This window comes from Micromonospora sp. NPDC049051, from assembly GCF_043197575.1.
Taxonomy (GTDB): Bacteria; Actinomycetota; Actinomycetes; order Mycobacteriales; family Micromonosporaceae; genus Micromonospora.
Genome location: NZ_JBICTL010000003.1, coordinates 852,355 through 874,846, shown reverse-complemented (window position 1 = coordinate 874,846; position 22,492 = coordinate 852,355). Strand labels below are relative to the sequence as shown.

General features: G+C 71.1%; 18 protein-coding genes and 1 pseudogene. 12 read left to right on the top strand and 7 right to left on the bottom strand.

Going from position 1 to position 22,492, the window contains the following annotated elements:
- Positions 1 to 212: 212 nt before the first annotated feature.
- The 4 genes from ACGFIR_RS16030 to ACGFIR_RS16015 all read right to left on the bottom strand — a co-directional run bounded on the left by ACGFIR_RS16030 (position 213) and on the right by ACGFIR_RS16015 (position 5,677).
- Positions 213 to 1,616 carry a glycosyltransferase family 4 protein gene (locus tag ACGFIR_RS16030; protein ID WP_393145646.1) on the bottom strand — a complete coding sequence of 468 codons (1,404 nt, stop codon included), beginning with the start codon at positions 1,614 to 1,616 and terminating at the stop codon, positions 213 to 215.
- A gap of 353 nt (positions 1,617 to 1,969) precedes the next feature.
- A complete protein-coding gene (locus tag ACGFIR_RS16025; RefSeq protein ID WP_393145644.1) occupies positions 1,970 to 2,656 on the bottom strand; it encodes a fasciclin domain-containing protein in 687 nt (228 codons plus the stop codon).
- A 92-nt stretch (positions 2,657 to 2,748) separates the two neighbouring features.
- Positions 2,749 to 4,842, bottom strand: coding sequence for a M14 family zinc carboxypeptidase (locus tag ACGFIR_RS16020; protein WP_393145642.1), 2,094 nt, complete (start codon positions 4,840 to 4,842; stop codon positions 2,749 to 2,751).
- 178 nt (positions 4,843 to 5,020) lie between these two features.
- Positions 5,021 to 5,677 carry a response regulator transcription factor gene (locus ACGFIR_RS16015; protein ID WP_393003531.1) on the bottom strand — a complete coding sequence of 219 codons (657 nt, stop codon included), beginning with the start codon at positions 5,675 to 5,677 and terminating at the stop codon, positions 5,021 to 5,023.
- A 312-nt stretch (positions 5,678 to 5,989) separates the two neighbouring features.
- Here ACGFIR_RS16015 and glgX point away from each other — a divergent pair, with 312 nt between their 5' ends.
- The 3 genes from glgX to treZ are packed head-to-tail and all read left to right on the top strand — an operon-like array spanning position 5,990 to position 12,208.
- Positions 5,990 to 8,107 carry a glycogen debranching protein GlgX gene (gene glgX / locus ACGFIR_RS16010; RefSeq protein WP_393145640.1) on the top strand — a complete coding sequence of 706 codons (2,118 nt, stop codon included), beginning with the start codon at positions 5,990 to 5,992 and terminating at the stop codon, positions 8,105 to 8,107.
- A gap of 55 nt (positions 8,108 to 8,162) precedes the next feature.
- Positions 8,163 to 10,478 carry a malto-oligosyltrehalose synthase gene (gene treY, locus ACGFIR_RS16005; protein ID WP_393145838.1) on the top strand — a complete coding sequence of 772 codons (2,316 nt, stop codon included), beginning with the start codon at positions 8,163 to 8,165 and terminating at the stop codon, positions 10,476 to 10,478.
- A complete protein-coding gene (treZ, locus tag ACGFIR_RS16000) occupies positions 10,475 to 12,208 on the top strand; it encodes a malto-oligosyltrehalose trehalohydrolase (RefSeq protein ID WP_393145638.1) in 1,734 nt (577 codons plus the stop codon). Before treY ends, treZ begins: the two co-directional genes overlap by 4 nt.
- 10 nt (positions 12,209 to 12,218) lie before the next feature.
- On the opposite strand, the gene ACGFIR_RS15995 is transcribed toward treZ, so the two are convergent.
- Complete coding sequence (locus ACGFIR_RS15995; RefSeq protein ID WP_393145636.1) at positions 12,219 to 13,094, bottom strand: alpha/beta fold hydrolase; 876 nt, start codon at positions 13,092 to 13,094, stop codon at positions 12,219 to 12,221.
- A gap of 82 nt (positions 13,095 to 13,176) precedes the next feature.
- Here ACGFIR_RS15995 and ACGFIR_RS15990 point away from each other — a divergent pair.
- From ACGFIR_RS15990 to ACGFIR_RS15975, 4 genes and pseudogenes are all read left to right on the top strand, one after another.
- Positions 13,177 to 13,269: pseudogene (locus tag ACGFIR_RS15990) on the top strand (IS5/IS1182 family transposase); the annotation flags it as partial.
- A 99-nt stretch (positions 13,270 to 13,368) separates the two neighbouring features.
- Positions 13,369 to 14,568, top strand: a complete 1,200-nt coding sequence (locus ACGFIR_RS15985; RefSeq protein ID WP_393003511.1) for a pectate lyase — start codon at positions 13,369 to 13,371, stop codon at positions 14,566 to 14,568.
- A gap of 203 nt (positions 14,569 to 14,771) precedes the next feature.
- Positions 14,772 to 14,984: a hypothetical protein gene (locus ACGFIR_RS15980; RefSeq protein WP_393145634.1), complete on the top strand. Its 213-nt coding sequence runs from the start codon at positions 14,772 to 14,774 to the stop codon at positions 14,982 to 14,984.
- A 66-nt stretch (positions 14,985 to 15,050) separates the two neighbouring features.
- The gene (locus ACGFIR_RS15975; protein WP_393145632.1) at positions 15,051 to 15,398 is read left to right on the top strand and encodes a hypothetical protein; all 348 of its coding nucleotides are present in this window, start codon (positions 15,051 to 15,053) and stop codon (positions 15,396 to 15,398) included.
- 158 nt (positions 15,399 to 15,556) lie between these two features.
- On the opposite strand, the gene ACGFIR_RS15970 is transcribed toward ACGFIR_RS15975, so the two are convergent.
- Positions 15,557 to 15,967 (bottom strand): hypothetical protein, encoded by a 411-nt coding sequence (locus ACGFIR_RS15970; RefSeq protein ID WP_393145630.1) that lies wholly within the window; start codon positions 15,965 to 15,967, stop codon positions 15,557 to 15,559.
- Positions 15,968 to 16,450: 483 nt separating this feature from the next.
- Positions 16,451 to 17,362 carry an alpha/beta hydrolase family protein gene (locus ACGFIR_RS15965; protein ID WP_393145628.1) on the bottom strand — a complete coding sequence of 304 codons (912 nt, stop codon included), beginning with the start codon at positions 17,360 to 17,362 and terminating at the stop codon, positions 16,451 to 16,453.
- Between the two features lie 95 nt (positions 17,363 to 17,457).
- Here ACGFIR_RS15965 and ACGFIR_RS15960 point away from each other — a divergent pair, with 95 nt between their 5' ends.
- The 5 genes from ACGFIR_RS15960 (at position 17,458) to ACGFIR_RS15940 (ending at position 22,404) form a co-directional block, all read left to right on the top strand.
- Positions 17,458 to 18,054 carry a TetR/AcrR family transcriptional regulator gene (locus ACGFIR_RS15960; RefSeq protein ID WP_393145626.1) on the top strand — a complete coding sequence of 199 codons (597 nt, stop codon included), beginning with the start codon at positions 17,458 to 17,460 and terminating at the stop codon, positions 18,052 to 18,054.
- Positions 18,055 to 18,381: 327 nt separating this feature from the next.
- On the top strand, positions 18,382 to 18,507 hold the full coding sequence (locus tag ACGFIR_RS15955) for a hypothetical protein (protein ID WP_393145624.1): 126 nt from the start codon (positions 18,382 to 18,384) through the stop codon (positions 18,505 to 18,507).
- A complete protein-coding gene (locus tag ACGFIR_RS15950) occupies positions 18,494 to 19,630 on the top strand; it encodes a helix-turn-helix domain-containing protein (RefSeq protein ID WP_393145622.1) in 1,137 nt (378 codons plus the stop codon). Before ACGFIR_RS15955 ends, ACGFIR_RS15950 begins: the two co-directional genes overlap by 14 nt.
- 321 nt (positions 19,631 to 19,951) lie before the next feature.
- Positions 19,952 to 21,118 (top strand): epoxide hydrolase family protein, encoded by a 1,167-nt coding sequence (locus ACGFIR_RS15945; protein ID WP_393145836.1) that lies wholly within the window; start codon positions 19,952 to 19,954, stop codon positions 21,116 to 21,118.
- 311 nt (positions 21,119 to 21,429) lie between these two features.
- Positions 21,430 to 22,404, top strand: a complete 975-nt coding sequence (locus ACGFIR_RS15940; RefSeq protein WP_393003507.1) for a trypsin-like serine peptidase — start codon at positions 21,430 to 21,432, stop codon at positions 22,402 to 22,404.
- Positions 22,405 to 22,492: the final 88 nt, after the last annotated feature.

The following is a 22,492-nucleotide window of genomic DNA, read 5'->3' as shown; positions in this document are numbered from 1 at the left end:
GGGTGGCGGCCCGGGTTGCCCCGGGGTCCGGGGTTTGCGCCGCCGCGCCCCCCCGCCCCCCCCCCCGGGGGGGCCCGGGGGGGGGGGGCGCCCGGGGGGGGGGGGGGCGGGGGGGCCCCCCCCCGACCCCCGGTCGCAGGACGCGGACTGACCGGCCCGCCTGCCAGGGACGTCAGCACGACCCCGCGGCGCCGACGCAGTGGGGTCCGGAATCAGCGGAGGCCGGCGGCGGCCAGGAGGTTGCCCTCCGGGAGGGCCGGGAGGGTGCGTCCGCGGGACATGCGCTGTTCGGCGCGTTCGGCCGCGAAGGCCGGAGCGGTGGCGACAGCGGCAGCGTAGCTGGCCGCGGTGCGCTGGGCGATCGCCGACCAGCCGTACTGATCGTGCACCATCCGGCGGGCCCGGCGGGCCAGGGCACGGGCGCGCTCGGTGTCGGACAGCAGCGCGTGCACCGCCTCGGTGAGGCCGTCGGGGTCGTGCGGACGGAAGGTCATCCCGGTGACCCCCGGCTCGACGATCTCGGCGAGCCCGCCGGTCGCGGCCACGGCCAGGGGAGCGCCGGCGGCGGCGCCCTCCAGGGCCACCATGCCGAACGGCTCGTAGATGCTCGGCACGGCGAAGCAGTCCGACGCGGCCATCACGGCAGGCAGGTCGGTGCCGCCGAGGAAGCCCGGCAGGCTCACCGTCGCGCCGAGGCCCAGGCGGTGCACCTCGGCCTCCAACTCCGCGCGGTACGGCCCGTCGCCGACGATGACCGCGCGCAGCCCGGGGTGCCGCTCGCGTAGCCGGGGTAGCCCGGCGATCAGGTGCTGCACGCCCTTCTCGTAGACCAGCCGGCCGGCGAAGGTGACCAGCGGCCCGTCCCCGGCGAACCGGGCGCGGGCCTGCGCCACCGCCGCGGCCGGGACCTGCCAGCGGTGCGGCTCCACGCCGTTGGGCACCACCTCGACCCGGCCGGTCGGCACGCCGAACAGCCCGGTCACCTCGTCGCGCATGTAGCCGGAGCAGACGATGACCCGGCCCGACTCGCTGGCCAGCCAGTGCTCGACGCCGTGGATGGTGCGGTTCATCTCCTCCGGCAGCCAGCCCTGGTGCCGGCCGGCCTCGGTGGCGTGGATGGTGCTGACCAGTGGGATGTCGAGGTGCTCGCGCAGGGTCATCGCGGTGTGCGCGACGAGCCAGTCGTGGGCGTGGATGACGTCGTAGGCGCCGGCCTCGGTGGCGCGCAGGGCGGCGCGGGTGAGGGTGTGGTTGAAGGCCATGGTCCAGGCGAGCAGGGAGGAGGTGGCCAGGGGGAAGGTGACCGGGTCCTCGGCGGCGCGGACGATGCGGACGCCGTCGGCGTACTCCTCGAGGGGTGCGCCGTCGGTGTGCCGGGTGACGACGGTGACCTCGTGCCCGGCGGCGGCCAGGGCGACGGAGAGGGCGTGCACGTGCCGGCCGAGGCCACCGACCAGGACCGGCGGGTACTCCCAGGAGAGCATGAGGATGCGTCGGGTCTGCGGGGGCGTGCCCTGCCCGGCCTGCGTCGGGACCTGGGGACGGGAGGTCAGGGTGGGCCGGTGGACCCGGCCCGGGGTGTTGGTGGGCTGCTCGCCGACCCGCAGGGTCGTCACATTGGTCTCCGTCCATGCATGGTGGAACGCGCCGGCAGCGGTGGCGGCGGAAGGGTGCGAGAGGGTTGGCCGAGAGGCCGGGTCGGGGCGCGCGCGGGCGCGCACCCGAGAACAAGCAAAGGGCATCGCGGCGGATCCCGCATCTCGAAAGGGCCCAAGGTGACGGAGGACACCTGACGGTGTCAGGCGGGGTCAGTCGGGGTGATTCCGGTCGACGGTCCGGCCCGGGGGAGGGGCGCCGATCGGGTGCGGGGCGGCCGGACCTGCGGCGGGCGCGGGCGCGGGACGACGTCGGCCGCCGACCCCGCACACGGGGGTCGACGGCCGACGGTGCTACGCGCGACGGCGCGGGCTCAGTGGGAGTGGTCCTCCTCGTGGGCGGTGTCCGGCAGGTTGCCGAGCACCTTGTCGATCACGTGGATCCGGGCGCCGCTGGCCCGGTAGTCGGCGCAGACCGTCTCGGCCCGGTCGGCCAGCCGGGCGCCGGACCCGGCGGAGGTGACGGCGAGGTCGGTGCCGGCGAGCGTGGTGACGGGGCTGGTGGCCACCAGTTCGGCGACCGGGTGCGTCCCGGCGACCAGGTGTTCCCTCAGCAGCCCACGCAGCGTGGCGGTGTCCTTGAGCAGCAGGTTGTCGATGTTGGCGGTGGAGAACTTGGCCCGGAAGGCGTCGTCGGTCGGGGCGAGGATGGTCAGGCCGCCGGGGGCGGACAGCTCCTCGGCCATCCCGGTGGCCCGCACCGCCGCCTCGAACGTCGTGAGCACGGGGATCCAGGTGAGGGCCTCGTCGGGGGCCCGGCCCACCAGCGAGTCCGGGTTGCCCGGCTCGTCCCCCGATGGCAGCGCGTCGCACAGCGGTCCGCTGACGGTGACCGCGCCGGTGTCGCCGGTGCGGTCCGCCGGGGCGGGACTTTCCTGCGAGCTGGTGCAGCCGGTGGCCGCGACCAGGAGTGCCAGGGCCGCCCCGGCCATCGCCCGCCGGCGACGGGTGGCCCGCGGCGCGGACCCGGGGCGCGGGTTCGGGATGGGGGTCTGGGACACGGTCTCTCTCCACTCCGCAGCGGGTACGGGAGGCGCCGGCAGGACGGCGAGACCGTCCTGCCGGCGCCTCGTTTCAGGCGGGTTTCAGCAGGTCAGAGCCGCGCGCACTGGGCGGAGCGCGGACCGCTCACCGAGTTGGCGACCTGATCGTTCGTCGGCGCCGAGGCGTTGCCCGTGCAGGACAGCGGACCCTGGACGGTGTTGCCGGCCACCAGCGGGCCGGTGCCCGTGCTGCCGACCACGCCGACCGGGCCGTTGATCTCGTTGCCGACCAGGACGACCGGGCCCTGGGTGGCGGTGGCGTTCACCGGACCGGAGACCTTGCTGTCGGTGACGACGAACCCGGCGGCGCCGGTGGCGTTCACCGGACCGTTGATCGAGCCGCCGTTGACGACCAGCGCGGCACCGGGCAGCACCTGGATCGGGCCCCGGACTGTGGCCCCGTCCAGGCAGGCGAACCCGGAGACGGTCAGCGGACCGTTGTGGGTGCCGGTCAGGGTGGCGGCCACCCGCTCGCCGGCGACCAGACCCTCGACGGCCTGCTCGTCGAGCAGCAGCGGGATCAGGCCCCGCTCCGGCTGCGACAGCGGCACCAGGTAGCTGTTGCCGACCTTGATCACCTTCCAGCCGTGCGCGGCGAGCCGCTGGGCCACGGTGGTGCGCTGACCGGCGGGGCCGTCGGTGCGCTCGCCGTTGTACTGCTCCTCGGTCAGCCGGTACGCGCAGGGCGCCTGCTCGAGGATCCGCGCCGGGGTGGGGGCGTCCAGCGGCGGCGGGGCCTCACCCGGGTGCGGGGCCGGGTACGCCTCGATCTCGCGGGAGCCCCGGAACACGATCCGTCCCTCGTTGGCGGACTGCGACACGATCCCCTCGGCACGGGCCTTGGTGATGCTGGCGACGTTGGCGCCGTGGTACGCGAAGAACTGGTTGAACGTCCACAGCGCGGAGTAGGTCTTGCGCCGGCGGTTGTTCGCGGTGTTGCCCTCGTCGGGCCGCGTCGGGCCACCGGAGCTGCGCAGCTCCAGCAGGGAGTTGACCACGTTCTTCAGGCCGAGGGTGTTACGCAGGATGGTTTCCTCGCTCAGGCCCACGTTGGCCCCGGGGGTGCACCCGTAAGGACAGGCCCACCAGCCGTCCTTGGCGCCCTGGGTGTACATGTGGCCTTCGATCATCTTCTGCGACTCGTCGAAGATGCCCTGCGCCACGTTCTGGTGCCGCGGCGGCAGCATCGGCAGGTCACCGGTGTTGGCGTTGCCGTACTCGTGGCCGTCGTAACCGGCGATCGGCCGGTAGTCGCGAACCATCTCGGCGAGGGCCCGGGTCTCCGGCTGGCGGATCAGCGAGTGGTCCCGGTTCAGGTCCTGGCCGGTGGAGTTGCCCCGGCTGTTGGCCGCCCGTCCGTCGCCGTTGATCGCCGGCACGATGAGCATCGTGGTCTTCGACAGCAGGTCGAGGGTCTTGGCGTCCTTGGTGAAGGCGAGCTGCCGAGCCATGATCAGGCAGGCCTCGCGGTCACCCGGCTCGTTGCCGTGGACGTTGCAGTTGACCAGCAGCGGGTTGGTCGCGGCCACCGCCTCCGGCGTCGCCGCCGGCCGGGGGTAGCCGATGATCAGCATGTTGATCGGCCGGTTCAGGACGGTACGGCCGATCTCGACGACGCGGACCCGCTCGCTGGCCTCGTCGAGCGCGGCGGTGTACGCGTACTCGTTGACGTCGCTGGTGTACTGCGCGCCCAGCGTCTCCTCCCACTGGGTGCGCAGGTTCTCACCCGGGGTGCCCGGGTCGCCCCAGTGGCCGCGCGTGGTGCCGCTGACCGGCGCCGAGTACGGCTGGACCTCGGTGCCGAACCGGGCCCGGACCCGCCACTGGAAGCTGTTCCCCGGTGCGAAACCAGCGTCGGCGAAGGTCGGCTCGTCGTTGTTGACCTGCCGGTTCGGACGCCAGACGCCGGCGATGACCGGCATGCCGGGCATGCCGTCGGCGGCGAGCGGGGTCCGCTCGATCTGGTAGTCGGTAGCGCCTTCCACCCGGGTCCACGCCAGCGTGACGTACCCGTCGCCCTGCACGGCCGTGAGGCCCTGTACCTGGTTGGGCTCCGCCTGCTGCAGGGCCGCGACCTGCTGCGCCTGCGCCTGCGCCGGCACCGCCGTCGCCACGAGGGCGGCGGCGAGCAGTGCGGAGAACACACCGGCCGTTGTCCGTCTGTATCTCAAAACGATCTCCAAACAGGAGGGATGGCTGGGTGCGCCCAGCACACCCGCAGCCGGCCCGGAGTTGGGAGGCCGCCGGTGATTCTTGAGGATCATCTGAGATTCCCCATGCGGGGGCCGGGGCATGGATGGCGGTAACGGTAACGCAAGGTCCTCAAGCGGTACGCAGCCGGTAGCCGACGCCGCGTACCGTCTCGACCAGACCGGCGTCGTCGAGCTTGCCCCGCAGGGCCGCGACGTGCACGTCGAGGTTGTGCCGGGTGCCCCAGGTGGTCTGCCAGACGTCCAACTGCAACCGGTCGCGGGGCACCACCGTGCCGGCCTGCCGGGCCAGCGCCACCAGCAGGTCGAACTCCTTGCGGGCCAGGCTGACCTCCCGCTCGCCCACCCACACCTGCCGGGCGTGCACGTCGATGCGCAACCTGCCGGCCCGCAACTCGCTCCTGCTGCGGGCGCTGCGGGTGGTGCGACGCGTCACCGCCTCGATGCGGGCCTGCAACTCCACCATCGAGAACGGCTTGACGACGTAGTCGTCGGCGCCGGCCCGCAGGCCGGCCACCCGGTCGTGCTCCTCGGCGCGGGCGCTCACCGCGATGATCGCGACATCCTCGTCGGCCTGCCGCAGCCGCCGGCAGACCTCCAGACCGTCCCGGTCGGGCAGGTTGAGGTCCAGCAGGACCAGATCGACGGCGTCGGCCTGGATCGCCTCGGCGGCCGTCAGCGCCGACACCACCTCGTGTCCCCGCCGGCGCAGGGCCTTGGCGAGGGCGGACGCCACCCGCAGATCGTCTTCGACCAGGAGTACCCGCACCCACACCTCCCCTGGACCTCGTCCCCGCCGGATGCTGCGAGTCTGGCCGACGATCAACGACTTGACCAGTGCAGACGCAAGATCCTGACCGCTCGTCCGAGCCGATCGTGGTACCGGGAGGGCAGGCAAGGATGACGTCCAGGGCAGGGGACGGCCAGTGCCTACCAGCCGGGTGTATCCCGATGATCGTCCGATCGGGTGGATTGGCGGCGGAGCGCGCGGGGCAATACCCGCACGCGCGCCACCCGGCCCCCGTCGTGTGGTGCGCTCAGGGTGCGGTGCCGCGCTCATGATCTCGCGCGAGGGAGCGACATGCAGGTCTGGCCGGGTGAGCGGTACCCCCTGGGGGCCACCTACGACGGGATGGGCACCAACTTCGCCATCTTCTCCGAGGTGGCCGAACGGGTCGAGCTGTGCCTGTTCGACGAGTGGGACACCGGGGCGGAACGGCGGGTCGAGCTGCGCGAGGTCGACGCGTACGTCTGGCACGCGTACATCCCCGGCATCGAGCCGGGCCAGCGCTACGGCTACCGCGTGCACGGGCCGTACGACCCGGCGAACGGGCTGCGCTGCAACCCGGCCAAGCTGCTGCTCGACCCGTACGCCAAGGCGGTCGACGGCGACGTGCGGTGGGACCCGGCCGTCTACGACTACGAGCACGGCGACCCGGAGCGGATGAACACGACCGACTCGGCGCCGTTCATGCCGAAGTCCGTGGTGGTGAACCCGTACTTCGACTGGGGCAACGACTCCCCGCCCCGCATCCCCTACCACCACTCGGTCATCTACGAGGCACACGTACGCGGCCTGACGATGCGCCACCCCGACATCCCCGAGGAGCTGCGCGGCACGTACGCGGGCCTCGCCTCACCGCCGATGATCGAGCACCTGAGGAGGCTCGGGGTGACCGCCGTCGAGCTGATGCCGGTGCACCAGTTCGTGCACGACCACCGGCTGGCCGACCTGGGGCTGCGCAACTACTGGGGCTACAACACCATCGGCTTCTTCGCCCCGCACCACGGCTACTCGGCGCTCGGGCACCTCGGCCAGCAGGTCCAGGAGTTCCGGGGCATGGTCAAGGCGCTGCACGCCGCCGGCATCGAGGTCATCCTCGACGTGGTCTACAACCACACCGCCGAGGGCAACCACCTCGGCCCGACGCTGAGCTTCAAGGGCGTCGACAACCCCAGCTACTACCGGCTCAGCGAGGACGACCGCCGCTACTACGTCGACTACACCGGCACCGGCAACAGCCTCAACGTCCGCAGCCCGCACTCCCTGCAACTGATCATGGACTCGCTGCGCTACTGGGTGACGGAGATGCACGTCGACGGCTTCCGCTTCGACCTCGCCGCCACCCTCGCCCGCGAGTTCTACGAGGTCGACCGCCTCTCCACCTTCTTCGAGGTGGTGCAGCAGGACCCGGTGGTCAGCCAGGTGAAGCTGATCGCCGAGCCGTGGGACGTCGGGCCCGGCGGCTACCAGGTCGGCAACTTCCCGCCGGTGTGGACCGAGTGGAACGGCAAGTACCGCGACACCGTGCGCGACTTCTGGCGCGGCGAGCCGGCCACCCTCGCCGAGTTCGCCTCTCGCATCTCCGGCTCCGCCGACCTCTACCAGGACGACGGGCGCCGCCCGTTCCACAGCATCAACTTCGTCACCTGCCACGACGGGTTCACCCTGCGCGACCTGGTGTCGTACAACGACAAGCACAACGAGGCCAACGGCGAGGACAACCGCGACGGCGAGAGCCACAACCGGTCCTGGAACTGCGGCGTCGAGGGCGACACCGAGGACGCGGCCGTACGCGCCCTGCGGGCCCGGCAACAGCGCAACTTCCTGGCCACCCTCATGCTGTCGCAGGGTGTGCCGATGATCGGCCACGGCGACGAGCTGGGCCGCACCCAGCGCGGCAACAACAACGCCTACTGCCAGGACAGCGAGCTGGCCTGGGTCGACTGGGACGACGCCGACCCCGACCTGCTGGAGTTCACCCGCAAGCTGGTCGACTTCCGTCGCCGCCACCAGGTGTTCCGCCGGCGACGCTTCTTCACCGGCCTGCCGGTGCGCTCCCGCCTCGTCGACGAACCCCTGCCCGACCTGGCCTGGTACACCCCCGACGGGCGGGAGATGACCGGCGAGGACTGGGGCAACGACTTCGGCCGTTCGGTGGCGCTCTTCGTCAACGGCGAGGGCATCCGCGAACGCGGCCAGTACGGCCAACGCCACGTGGACGCCTCCTTCCTGCTCTGCTTCAACGCCCACGACGCGCCGCTGGACTTCACCGTGCCCGGCCCCGAGTTCGGGCGGCACTGGGAACTGGTGATCAGCACCGCGGAACCGGAACCGGAGAAGCCCACGGTGGTCGAGGCGGGCGGCACCCTGCGCGTACCCGACCGGTGCGTGGTGGTGCTGGAGAGGACGGCCTGACGTGTCGCACACCCCCCGACCCGACGCCGATCCCACGGACGCACCGGCCGCCCGGGTGGGCGCCACCTACCGCGTGCAGGTCCGCCCCGGCTTCGACCTCGACGCCACCGCCGGCCTCGCCGACTACCTGGCCGACCTGGGCGTCACCCACCTCTACAGCGCGCCCCTGCTCACCGCCACCCCCGGCTCCGCGCACGGCTACGACGTCGTCGACCACCGCGCCGTCAACCCGGAGCTGGGCGGCGAGGCGGCCCGGCAACGGCTGCTGCGCGCGCTGCGCACCGCCGGCCTCGGCCTCGTCGTCGACATCGTGCCCAACCACGCCGGGGTGGCCGTACCCGCCGCCAACCCCGCCTGGTGGGACGTGCTGCGCCGGGGCCGCGACTCGGCGTACGCCGGCTGGTTCGACATCGACTGGGACCGGGGCCGGCTGCTGCTGCCGGTGCTCGCCGACACCCCGGACGCGCTCGACGACCTCAAGCTCGCCGACGGGGAACTGCGCTACCACGAGCACCGCTTCCCGATCGCCGACGGCACCGGCGACGGCCGCGACGTCGGCGGAGCCGACCAGGGCAACCCCCGCGAGGTGCACGACCGGCAGCACTACGAGCTGGTCTCCTGGCGGCGCGGCGACGCCGAGCTGACGTACCGCCGGTTCTTCGCCGTCTCCGACCTGGCCGGGCTGCGCGTGGAGGACCCGGAGGTCTTCGCCGCCACCCACGAGCAGGTCCTGCGGTGGGCGGCGGCCGGCGAGGTCGACGGCATCCGCGTCGACCACCCCGACGGGCTGCGCGACCCCGCGGCCTACCTGGCCCGGCTGCGCGCCGCCGCGCCCGACGCGTGGCTGGTGGTGGAGAAGATCCTGGAGTACGGCGAGGAGCTGCCGGACTGGCCGGTGGACGGCACCACCGGCTACGACGCCCTCGCCGCCGTCTGCGGGCTCTTCGTCGACCCCGACGCCGAGGGCGACTTCACGGCCCTCGACACCCACCTCGTCGGCCGGCACACCTCCTGGCAGGACCTCACCCACGACACCAAGCTGGCCGCCGCCACCCGGCTGCTGTCGGCCGAGCTGACCCGCCTCGCCGCGCTCGCGCCCGACGTGGACCGCGACGCCGCCCGGGCGGCGCTGGCCGAGCTGGCCGCCGCCTTCGCCGTCTACCGGGGCTACCCGCCGCACGGCACCCGGCACCTGGCCGCCGCCCGCGCCGAGGCCGGCCGTCGCCGCCCGGACCTGACCGCCACGCTGGACGCCCTCACCCGCCGGCTGCGCGACCCCGACGACGAGCTGGCGGCACGCTTCCCGCAGCTCACCGGCGCGGTGATGGCCAAGGGCGTCGAGGACACCGCCTTCTACCGGTGGAGCCGCTTCGTCGCACTCAACGAGGTCGGCGGCAGCCCCGCCCACTTCGGCGTGCCGCCGGCCGAGTTCCACCGCTTCGCCGCCGCCCGGCAGGTGCGCTGGCCGGCGAGCATGACCACCCTCTCCACCCACGACACCAAGCGCGCCGAGGACGTCCGGGCCCGCCTCGCCGTGCTCAGCGAACTGCCGGGACGCTGGGCCGACCTGATCGCCCGGTGGACGGCCCGCGCGCCGCTGCCCGACCCGGCCTTCGCGCACCTGCTCTGGCAGACCGCCGTCGGTGCCTGGCCGATCGAGCGGGAACGGCTGCACGCGTACGCCGAGAAGGCCGCCCGCGAGGCGTCGGTGTCGACGAGCTGGGCCGACCCCGACCCCGCCTTCGAACGCGCCATGCACACCGTCGTCGACGCCATGTACGACGACCGGCAGCTGCACGCCGAGCTGACCGCCTTCGCCGCCGAGATCGCCCCCGCCGGCTGGTCCAACTCGCTCGGGCAGAAGCTCGTGCAGCTCGCCATGCCCGGCGTCCCCGACACCTACCAGGGCACCGAACTGTGGGACAACTCGCTGGTCGACCCCGACAACCGCCGCCCGGTCGACTTCGCCGTACGCCGGCAGCTGCTGGCCCGCCTCGACGCCGGCCCGCCCCCGCCGGTCGACGCGGACGGCGCCGCGAAGCTGCTCGTGGTGTCGCGCACGCTGCGGCTGCGCCGCGACCGCCCGGAGCTGTTCACCGGCTACCGGCCGGTGCCGGCCCACGGGCGCGCCGGCCGGCACGCGCTCGCCTTCGACCGGGGCGGCGCCGTCGCGGTCGCCACCCGGCTGCCGCTGGGCCTGGCCCGCGCCGGCGGCTGGGACGACACGACTCTGTCACTTCCCGTTCACGAGATGACCGACCTGTTCACGGGCCGGGCCTACAGTGGCGGGCAGACCCCGCTGGCCGACCTGCTGGCCACCTACCCCGTCGCGCTGCTGGCTCCCACCACCGAGTCCGTGGAGGCTTCATGACCGAGTTCACGGTGTGGGCGCCGCAGGCCGCCCGCGTCCGGCTGCGCCTGCCGGGCGACGCCGACCACGAGATGCGCGCCGGCTCGGACGGCTGGTGGCGGGTCGAGGTGCCCGCCGCCGGCCCCGGCACCGACTACGCCTTCCTGCTCGACGACGACGACCGGGCCCTGCCCGACCCCCGCTCGCCCTGGCAGCCGCACGGCGTGCACGGGCCGAGCCGGCGCTACGACCACGCCGCCTTCGCGTGGACCGACCAGGCCTGGACCGGCCGGCAGCTGCCCGGCGCCGTCCTCTACGAGCTGCACGTCGGCACGTTCACCCCCGAAGGCACCTTCGACGCCGCCATCGGCCGCCTCGACCACCTCGTCGACCTGGGCGTCGACATGATCGAGCTGCTGCCCGTCAACGCCTTCAACGGCGAGTACAACTGGGGCTACGACGGGGTCTGCTGGTTCGCCCCGCACCAGCCCTACGGCGGCCCCGACGGCCTGAAACGACTGGTCGACGCCGCCCACGCCAAAGGGCTGGGGGTGATCCTCGACGTCGTCTACAACCATTTCGGGCCCTCCGGGGCCTACGCGCCGATGTTCGCGCCGTACCTCACCGAGCAGAGCAACACCTGGGGCCGCACCGTCAACCTCGACGGCCCGCACTCCGACGGCGTACGCCGCTACATCACCGACAGCATCCTGATGTGGCTGCGCGACTACCACGTCGACGGGCTGCGGCTCGACGCCGTGCACGCCATGCCCGACTCCCGCGCCACCGGATGGCTCGAGGAGGTGGCCATCGAGGTCGAGGCGCTCGCCACCCACCTCGGCCGGCCGCTGTCGCTGATCGCCGAGTCCGACCTCAACGACCCCCGGCTGATCACGCCCCGGGAGGGCGGCGGCTTCGGCCTGCACGCCCAGTGGAACGACGACGCCCACCACGCCCTGCACACCCTGCTCACCGGCGAGCGGCAGGGCTACTACGGCGACTTCGGCTCCCTCGAATGCCTCACCGACGTGCTCACCGGCGGGTTCTTCCACGCCGGCACCTGGTCCAGCTTCCGCAACCGCCAGCACGGCCGGCCCGTCGACCGGCAGCGCACGCCCGGCCACCGGTTCGTCGCGTACCTCCAGAACCACGACCAGATCGGCAACCGGGCCACCGGCGACCGGATCTCCGCCACCCTCTCCCCGGGGCTGCTGCGCGTCGGCGCGACGCTGCTCTTCACCGCCCCGTTCACCCCGATGCTGTTCATGGGGGAGGAGTGGGCGGCCAGCACCCCGTGGCTGTTCTTCACCAGCCACCCCGAACCGGAGCTGGCGACCGCCGTCGCCACCGGCCGCAAGCGGGAGTTCGCCGCCCACGGCTGGCCGGAGGGCGACGTGCCGGACCCGCAGGACCCGCAGACCTTCGTCCGTTCCCGGCTCGACTGGGCCGAGCTGGACAAACCCGAACACCGCGAGATGTACGAGTTCCACAAGCGGCTCATCGCGCTGCGCAAGAGCCGGGCCGACCTGTCCGATCCTCGGCTGGACCGGGTCGACGTCCGCCACGGCGACCAGTTCCTGGTGATGCGCCGGGGCGAGTGCCTGGTGGCGGCGAACCTGGCCGCCAAGCCACAGCGGATCACGCTGCCGGGGGTGGCGCGCCGGGTGCTGCTGGCCACGGGGGAGGGGGTGTCGGTGACCCGCGACCGCATCGAGCTGCCCGCCGAGACGGCGGCGATCGTGGCGCTCTGACCGGCGCTGGTCAGCCCGCGTCGAGCACCTCGCGCAGCTTGGCCGCGAACTCGGCGGGCTTGCCCGCGTAGCCGAACTCGCCGTCGAGGAAGCCGCCGTGGTGGCTCGGGAACACCACGGCCTCCTGGCCGAGCAGCGCCGCGGTGGCGACGGCCGTACGCGCCGTGTAGGTGCCCGTGGTCTCCTCGCCGACCGCGATCACGACCCGGGCCGGACCGGCGGTGAGCGCCGCCGCGTCGGGGCGGTAGTCGGTGACCGCCCAGGATGCCTTCGACAACAGCGGGTCGTCGCGGGAGCCGTCGTCCTCGGTCGGCAGGCCGAACGCCGCTGGGTCGGGCGCGGGCTGGGCGAAGAAGTCGTCGGTGAACTCGCCCTGCCAGGAGGCCAACGCCATGAAGGCGGCCATGCCCGCGCCCATCCCCTTCGCCTCGTACGCCTCGTAGAAGGCGGTCCGGGCCCGTTCGGCGGCCTCGGCGTCGGGCAGCACGGAGTTGATCGGCGGCTCGTGCGCCACCAGCGTGCCGACGTCGCCGGGGTGGGCCGTGACCAGTTCGAGCCCGGTCACCGCACCGCCGCTGCTGCCGAACACGTCGACCGGCCCGGTGCCGAGCGCCTCGATCAGCAGGTGCAGGTCGGCCGCCTGCTGCTGCGGCGTGTGGTCCGACCGGCCGTCGCTGCGGACGCTGCGGCCCAGGCCACGCGGGTCGTAGGTGACGACCGTCCGGTCGGTGAAGTGGGCGGCGAGAGCGCCGAAGCCCTCCGCCGTCATCGGCTGACCGATCATGAGCAGCGTCCGGTGCCCGCCGGGGGCCGACACGGGCTCGCGTACGTCGTAGACCAGGTCGACGCCGGGCACGGCGAGGGTGTGGGTTTCCATCGTCGTCATGCCGGCGAGCGTACGACCGACGGGTGACAGATCCGGTGCTACGCGCGGGAAACGGCCCCACGGTCAGTGCGATGCGCCCCCGGCCCACCTGCGCAACGGTGACACCTACACCTGCCTCGCCGCCGGATCCGCCGTCGGGGCCACCACCGCGTGGCACCACGCACAGGATGTGATCGTCAACAAGAAGTGACCCTTGCCTCTTTATTGGTCAGTCTCTATCGTTGCTGGAAAGCGCTTTCCCGTCCCGGTGCTCATGCCTGAAAGGTGAACTCAGATGAGACGCAAAGTCGCCACGCGGTGGCTGGCCGGTGGTGCCACCGCGGTCGCAGGTGCCGTCGTCGCCCTGGCGCTGCAGATTCCCAACGCCTCGGCCGCCACGAACCTGAGCCTCGGCGCCGGCGCTGACGGCTCCAGCAAGGCCAGTGGTACCAGCTATGGCAACGTCATCGACGGCAACCCCAGCACCTACTGGTCGCCGAGCGGTTCGACCGGCACGGTCTCGGTCAAGTGGGGCAGCGCCACGACGGTGTCCTCGGCCGCCATCGTGCAGGCCTCGGGCGGCGGCTCGATCAGCGGCTGGCAGCTCAAGAACCACGACACGGGCTCCGTCCTGGCCAGCGGCAGCAGCGCCCCAGGCACCATCAACTTCTCCTCGACGTCGCTGAAGAAGATCTCCTTTGTCATCACCAGCGCGTCCGGCACCCCACGGATCGCCGAGTTCGAGACGTACTCCAGCGGCGGATCGACCCCGACCACCAGTCCGACCAGCGGCCCGACGGCCAACCCGACCAGCAACCCGGGCGCGCCGACTGGTGCGTGGCCGTCGTCGGCCGGCTCGGTGAGCATCTCGGGCACGGTCAGCGTCTCCGGCACCTTCGACGGCGGGATGAAGACGTACTGCTGCATCGGTGACGGTGGACAGGGCGAGTCGCAGGACCCGATGTTCAAGATTGCCAATGGCGGCACGCTGCAGAACGTCATCCTCGGTTCGCCCGCCGGTGACGGCGTGCACTGCGAGGGCACCTGCACACTGCGCAACGTGTGGTGGAACGACATCGGTGAGGACGCCGCCACCTTCAAGCAGACCAACGGCGGTACCTCCTACGTCATCGGTGGCGGCGCGCGCAACGGCAGCGACAAGACCTTCCAGCACAACGGCAACGGCACGGTCAACATCTCCGGCTTCTACCTCAAGGGATCCGGCAAGCTGTACCGCGCCTGTGGCAACTGCTCCACCTCGCACACCCGTCACGTGCGTATCGACAACGTCCTCGTCGACGACATCGACATGCTCGCCGGCATCAACAGCAACTGGAACGACACCGCGACGATCACTCGCGTGGTCGTAATCGGCTCGGCCACCATCTGCGGCAAGTACAAGGGTGTGCCCAAGGGCAGCGAACCCAGCTACCTCGGTGAAGGCTGGAACGACGCCAACTGCAAGGTCACCAGGAGTGACGTCACCTTCCGGTAGTCACTAGACACGTTTGTTCGCGAAGGGGCACCCGCCGCCAGGCGGGCGCCCCTTCGGTGTCCGTCGTACGGGGGCGAGTTCACTGAAACCCGTGCTCCACTTCGGCGGCATTCTGATGTCTTCGAAGCCATAGACTCTCCCTGTCAAGGGAGGGCCCGGCCTTCGGGCCGGGCGAGGATCGCAACTCTAGGGTCCCGCTCCGCGTGGCGTGCGATGTGCTCGAAGACGTGAACGGCCTGGGCCAGGTGCGCGGGGTTGATGGCTTCGAGGGCCTGTTGAAGGAGCTGCCGATGCGCGGCGTGGACGCTTTCGAGGGCACGGATGCCTACAGGCATGATCGTGATGAGGAAGGCGCGGATCCGGTTTCTGTTTGGTTGACACAGAAACTTTCTGGGTGGATCGTGGCATCGACGTAGATAACTCTGCTCCTGGGTTGAACCGAGCTTCGGTCTCTCCCTCAGCGCCATCCCGGAAGGACACTCATGCGCAGGTCCGCCTACCGAATCGCCTCAGGTCTCGCCGCCGCCCTGCTCACCATGCTGACCGCGACGCTGTCGGCGTCGCCGGCCGCTGCTGGCGAACCGTTTCAGAGCCCCGACACGGGCCTGGTCTTCTACTCGAGCTACCCGACCGAGGGGGTCGGCAGGCAGGCCACGCCTGACGGCGTCTGCCGTCAGGTCCCGGCCGACGCGACCTGGCTGCTGGCCTGGAGCGGTGGCTTCCGGAGCGTCCCCGGCTACCGGACCCCCGACTGCAGCGGTCAGGCCTCTGAGCTCAACAACTTCCACAGTTGGCCGAAGGGCTCTTACCTCACCTACAAGGCCAGTTAACCAGTGCTTCCCTGTGGTCGTTCGCGGGCGGCCACCGGGAAGGCGGCGGGATCACCTGCTGAAGTGCCAGTTCCTGGTTGACGCCGAGTGGCGTGTGGGGCGCCGCAAGCAGACGACGACCCCACACATGTCTTACCGTTGTGGTCGGCCGGTTCGCGTCAGTAGATTCGGCCGCTAGAAAGGTTGATGCAGCTGGTGTTGTTGTTCACGAGGCATTCCTCCCCGGTGATCTTCGTGACGTTCCCGGCGAAGTTGAACTCTTTGGTGACGGTCTTGCCGTACCCACTGGTGTTCCCCACGTGCTCGTGCCGCGTGCCGCCGTCGTTGTAACTGGCAGTAAGGCCTACGACGGCCGAGTAACCGTCGGATTTGGTGTCCTTGAGCTTCACCTCCACGTACAGGCGCCCGCCGGACCACCACCAGGTGCCGTAAGCCCAGGCGCCGGCGACGTCACCGGGGGTGCCGGTCAGGTCCCAGCCGGTTGCCGCCTGGGCGGGTGCCGGGGCAATAGCCACCGCACCGAACGTCGTGACTGTCGCTGCGGTCAGGGCGGCGACGAACCGGCGCATCCTCATGTCGTACCTCCATCTGAATCGGTTTGTCCGGAATACTTTCGCAACGTTCCGCGGTGGGCGCGTCAACCGACGAGTTGGCCTTTCGCTAATACCAACGCGGTACAAGCGCAGTGGACGCCTACTGCCGTCGCTGTACCTGTGGCCGAGGAGCACCGGTCCTACATGGACCGCTACACCGCTGCGATGATCGCGAGGCGCGTGCCGTGCCGACCTCTGACCGGTACGCCGAGATCGAGTTCCAGGCTTGGGCGTTCGGCGGACGACCGTCATGACCTCGAAGGAGCCGCAGCCGCAAGATCTGTGGACCCCTCGTACCCGCTGGCCCCGGCTGACCTGAACGACCAGAAGACTTTCCCAAACGGCGCGGTTGTTGCGGCGCGTCTGCTGCTCGTGGATGACGGTTGGTTAGGCGCACGCCGCCCGAACGCTACGACTCTATGCCCGGTTCGACGAGCGCCGAGCCGGGCCGCCGAGCACCTACTTGGTGTTGATGGTGAAGGTGCCCGAACTGTCGGTGGCCTGCTTCTTCAATGCCTGCCAGGGCGTCGCGTCCAGACCGAGGATGTCGAGCAGGTAGGCGGAGACAGTGTCCGCGACGAGCGCGACGCGGGCGGGGTCCTCGTCGGTGGTCTCGTTGACGGCCTCTCCGGCGATTCCGCCCAGGGTGTGCTCGCCGTCGGCGATGCTGAACAGCCGCTTCGGGGGCGGGCTGAGGTGGTAGGCGTCGGTGAACCAGTCGGGGCCGCGAGTGGACATGGCGGACTGGTCCTTGCCGCCGGCGATCACCAGGGCTGGCATACTCATGGTGGAGTAGTCCGGGCGCATGAACGGCAGGTGCTCTACCGCGAACGGGGTCAGGCTGTCGCCGGCGCCGGTCGCGGCAATGAGCGCGCCGGCCTTGACCGCAGGGTGGGAGAAGTTCTCACCCGGGGTGTCGGCGGCATCGAGGACGCGAGCGCCGAGCAGCGCTCCAGTGGTCTGCGCGCCCCAGGAGTGCCCGACGATCGCGATGCGATTGTGATCCGCGCGTGCGGGCAGGCTACTGACCTGGTCGAAGATGTCGCCGAGGTGGTCCAGGATCGCGTGCAGGTCCGCGATGCGCATGCGCCAGATGCTGGCGAAGCGGGGGTCGTCGAAGCCGATGCGGTTGCGGCGAGAGTCAAGGTGGGTGGGCTGCACGACGGCGAACCCGGCGGCCGCCCACCGGTCCACGAGGGGCTCGTATCCGTCCATCGACCAGGCATTGCCGTGGGAGAAGACGATGATGGGCAACTTTTCGCCTTCGACGGGCGCTGTGACCTTGACCTGAAGCGGGGCGCTGCGGCCGGTGGTAGGCACGGTGAGAGGCTTTACCGAGACGAGCTGACGGTCGAGCGGTGTAGAGGGCATGAGTGTCTCCGCGACTGGTCGTGGGTTTGCTAACTTTGACGGAACATTGTTCCGCAAGACTAGCGGAACAGTGTTCCGCGAACAAGGAGGGTGCGTTGTCCGACACACTCGGTGTGCGCCAGGCAGGTGCACGCCGCAGCCGCGAAGCGGTGCTGACGGCAGCGGCCGCAGCATTTGTCGAGCAGGGTGTGCAGGCCCCCGTCCGCGACATCGCCGGTCGTGCAGGTGTGGGGGTTGGAACGGTCTACCGGCATTTCCCGACGAGGGCGGATTTGGTGGCTGCCGTTTATCGCCATCAGGTCGACGACTGCACGACCCTGGCGGCGCAGCTGCTGCAGCAGCCGATCCCTGCCGTCGACGCTCTAGATCGGTGGGTCACGGCCTTCGTGGACTTTCTGGTGACCAAGCATGGTCTCAGCGTCGCCTTGGGCTCGGAGCACCCGAGCCTGGCCAACCTCCACGCGCTGGTACTTGACGAGCTCGTCCCAGCCTGCGCGACCCTGCTGGCGGCGAGTCAGGAGGCCGGGGAGATCGACCGGCAGATCACCGCGTACACCCTGCTGCGAGGCATCGGGAACCTGTGCATCCTCGGGCCGGACTATGATAGGAACGACGCCAGGCAGATGGTTGCCCGTCTCCTGGCCGGGTGCCGCACACGTGGCTCCACCATTTCCGGACCCGACGCGGCGTGAGCTGCACAAGTTGGGTCTCTGCTAGGTAAAATGCCGTCTGAATCGGGATCTGCGGCGCCATCTACGTCCGTCGCCACGAACTCTCATCAGCCAGAAGCGGACGCCGAGCGGCTCGCCTCGCTGGATGGTCGGTCGTTGCACAACGTTACCGATCACCCCCGCGACCGATCCCGCCCACGCGGCGCTGCGCCAAGTACCGGCGAAGGTTCAGCGCCATGGACCTCTGAAGGTCACACGGTGGACGGTGGTCGGTTGACCGGCTGGTCGGAGAGCCTCCAGGTATCGATAGGGATGTAGGGCGACGAGTCGGCGAGTCGGGGCGAGCAGGTGGAGGCGGCGGAGCGGGAGGCGGCCAAGCGACGCCTCCTGGACCAGGCCGAGGCGGAGCGCGTACCGGTGGAGGAAACCACCCGGGCGGTGCCGGACCGGCGGTGGCGGCGTGACCAGCGCTGACGAGCCCATCGGTCGCCGCGTCGCCCGCTGGCGGGCGCGGCGGCGGATGACGCAGCAGATGTTCGCCGACCGGCTCGGCAGGTCGAAGAGCTGGGTGGACAAGACCGAGCAGGGCGTACGTCCGCTCGACCGGTACCCGGTGATCCAGGAGATCGCCCGGGTGCTGCGCGTCGATCCGCTGGTGCTGCTCGGCGAGCGCCGCCCGCCGCCGTCGACCGGCCAACCGGACGGCGTGGACGGTGTGCGGGCCGCTCTCGCCCGTTACGACGATCATTGTGGGACCGCGTCGGTGGCGGAGACGGGCCGGCACGTCGCGCACGCCTGGCTGACCTACCAGCACGCGCACTACGCCCAGGTGGTGCGCCTGCTGCCGAGGCTGCTGCCCGCCGCGCAGGGTGTGCGGGCGCAGGCGCCGGGGTTGCTGGTGCAGGCGTACCGGATCACGTCGTCGGTGCTGGTGAAGCTCGGCGAGGCCGACCTGGGGTGGCTGGCCGCCGACCGGGCGGCGGGGGTGGCGAGCGGCGACGCGGTGCTGGCGGGGGCGGCGGCCGTGTCGGTCGGTCAGGCGCTGCGGGCGCTGGGCCGCGACCGGCTGGCGTTGGTGGCGACGCTGGCCGCCGCCCGCCGGGTCGGGTCCGCGTCGGAGCCGGTGCACGGCGCGTTGCTGCTCCAGGCCGGGCTGGCTGCGGCCGGTTGCGGCGACACCCGCAGCGAGGAGCTGATCGGGCGGGCTGTCGACCTGGCGGCGCGGGTCGCCGCTGACGACCCGCACCGGACCGGCTTCGGGCCGGGTGCCGTGGAGGCGGCCCGGGTGGTGGCGGCCATCGAGCGGGGGGACGCCGGGCAGGCGCTGCGCCGGCACGAGCAGACGGTACGCCGGGAGGCATGGCGGCGGCTGCCGGCCGAGCACCGGGCCGCCTACCTGGTGGACGTGGCGCGGGCGTACCTCCAGGTCGGTGACCTGCCGGGGGCGGGACGTGCGCTGGTCGAGGCGGACGCCGTCGCGCCCGCCGAGGTCCGGTGCCGGCCACTGGCGCGTACGGTCATCGCGGAGGTCGCCCGGGGTCACCCGGCGCCGGCCGACGTCGCGCGCCTGGCGACGCTGGTCGGCCTGACCCGCTGATCGCGCCGGCCAGCCGTTCCTGGCCGGATGTGGCCATCTTCGATCGAGCCGAGGCATTGGAGCAGAGGCGGAACGCCTACGGCGAGGTCCTGGAGCGCTGCCGGGCGGCGGGATGCAAGTAGTGAACGCTTCCCAGCAAGTGGTGGCCGCCCTCGTGGCGCTGGCGCAGTTGGGCAACGGCGACCGTTCACCCGGTTGGCCGCCGGGTTCCTGGCCGGTAGTGTCCGGAGGTGCTTCCCTCGAAGCCATCGGGCGAGCCGACACGGCGAGCTGACCTGGGGACGCGTATCCCATCCGTTCCAGGTCACGGAGGCGTTTCCCATGTCGTCCTTGCCGCAAGCTGTGCCATTCACCATCGACGTGCCCGACGACGTGCTGACGGACTTGGCCGAACGGCTGGCGCGTACCCGTTTCCCCCAGCCCACCGCGACCGGATGGCGTGCCGGCACGGACCCGGACTACCTGCGTGAGCTGGTGACGCACTGGCGCAGCGACTTCGACTGGCGTGCCCGGGAACGCGAACTCAACGCGGTGCCGCACTACACCGCCATCCTGGACGACCGACGTGTGCACTTCGTGCACATGCGTGCGGCAACCTCCACCGGTTCCTCCGCCCCGCTGCCGCTGGTGCTGACCCATGGCTGGCCGAGCAGCTTCGTGGAGATGTTGCCGCTGGCAGCCCGGCTGACCGATCCGGCTGCCTACGGCGGCGACCCGGGCGACGCCTTCGATGTCGTCGTTCCGTCCCTGCCCGGCTTCGTGTTCTCGGAGCTGCCGCGTCACGGCCCGGTGACCCCTCCGGTGGTCGCTGACCTGTGGGCCCGGCTGATGACTGACGTCCTGGGCTACGACACATTCGGCGCGTACGGCGGCGACATCGGCTCTCATGTCACCGGTTTTCTCGGTGCCAGACACCGGCAGCGGGTGGTGGGGATCCACACCCACCATCCGAGCCTGCACCCCGTTCTCGACGAGGCCCAGCCGCTGTCCGCTGCCGAGCAGGCCTACCTGGAGACGCGATCGAACGAGCACGACGGTGGCGATGACGGTTACGCCGCCATCCAGAGCACCCGGCCGGACACCCTCGCCGCGGCTCTGCTCGACTCCCCAGCCGGCCTGGCCGCCTGGATCGTGGAGAAGTACCGGGCCTGGAGCGACTGCGACGGAGACACGGAAGCGCGGTTCAGCAAGGACCTGCTGCTCACCATGGTGACCCTCTACTGGGTCACCGGGACGATCGGCTCGTCCTTCAGGCCCTATTACGACGACTCTCGGACTCCACCTCTGACCGATGTCGACGTGCCGGCAGGAGTCCGGCTCACGCAGGAGGACCACAACTACCCCCGCGAGTACGCCGAGCGCGTCTATCGCGATCTGCGCCAGTGGCGCGGTCCCGCGCGCGGAGGCCATTTCCTGCCCCTGGAGGAGCCCGACATGCTCGCCAACGACCTGCGGGACTTTTTCCGGCCACTGCGGGGCGGAGCGTAAACGCCCTTTCCGGGTCCGCAGTCGGAAATGTGGAAGCGACACCGCCTGGCCGAGGCGTGAACTGAGAAGGGCTCAATTGGCGGCGGTGGGATTTGCGTCGCATGGCGAGGCTGTTATTCGAGTCGGATTCGCTTTGTCGCCGTCGACTGTGAGCCTTTTCGGTCGCCAAGGAGTCAGTGTCAACTACCTGCCATTCCGCCACATTGCGATCAGAGTAATTCGATCGCTACGTTTCGCTGGTCCGTAATGGAGTACCCGAAATAGGGGGGCAACTCTTGAGATCAATCCTGCGCTGGTCCACATCGGTCAGCATGGCGCTCGCGCTGGTCCTGACCGGCTCGGCGGTCGCCCAGGCGAAGCCGAGCACGGTCGAGAAGAACGGCAACACCACCACCGTCGCCCGTACCAGGGACGGTCGTGCGATCACCAACAAGGCGATCGCCGCCGAGGTCGCCAGGTACTGGACGCCGGAACGCATGGCGAGCGCCGTCGACCTCGACATCGCGAAGCCCGCGAACGCCACCGCGTCGCTGGACCGGGCGCCGAAGCCCGACGGGCCGGCGGGCTCCGTCGCGCCGCGTCGACCGAGTGTCGCCAGCGGCTCTGACGTGGGCATCCAGCTCAACGAGTCGGCCGTCGTCGGCAAGGTCTACTTCACCACCCCCAGTGGCGGTGGCGCCTCGTGCTCGGCGAGCGCGGTCGCCAGCGGCAAGGCGCGACTGGTCATGACCGCTGGGCACTGCGTGCACCAGGGCGCCGGCGGGCAGTGGTACCGCAACTGGCAGTTCGTGCCGCGCTACCGCAACGGGGCACGCCCGTTCGGCACGTTCGTGGCCTACCAGCTCACGGCCCGTACGGCGTGGACCAACAGCAGCAACCACGATGAGGACATGGGCATCGCCATCATGCACAACGGCGGAAACTGGGGCCTGAAGGTCGTGCAGACCGTCGGCGGCCACGGCATGCGCTGGAACTGGGGCTACAACATCAGCCTCGTGACGGCCCTCGGCTATCCGTCCAACCTGGGCGGCGGCGAGAGCCAGTACTACTGTCAGAGCGGCACCTGGCACGCGGGCGGCCAGCAGATCCGGATGTGGTGCAACATGACCTACGGATCCAGCGGCGGTCCCTGGTTGCAGGAATACAACGACCAGAACGGTCTCGGATACATCAACAGCGTCGTGAGCCACGGCGACAACCCGGGCAACGGGCAGTTCGACGGCCCGTACTTCGACAACGACATCAAGAGCCTCTACGACTTCGCGGAGGGTCTCTCCCCGGCGTGACAGGTAACTGACGGCAGAGCCCCGGCCATTGGCCGGGGCTCTGCGCGGCGGTGCGTGTCATCGGCGGGGAAACTCCCCTCCGAAACAA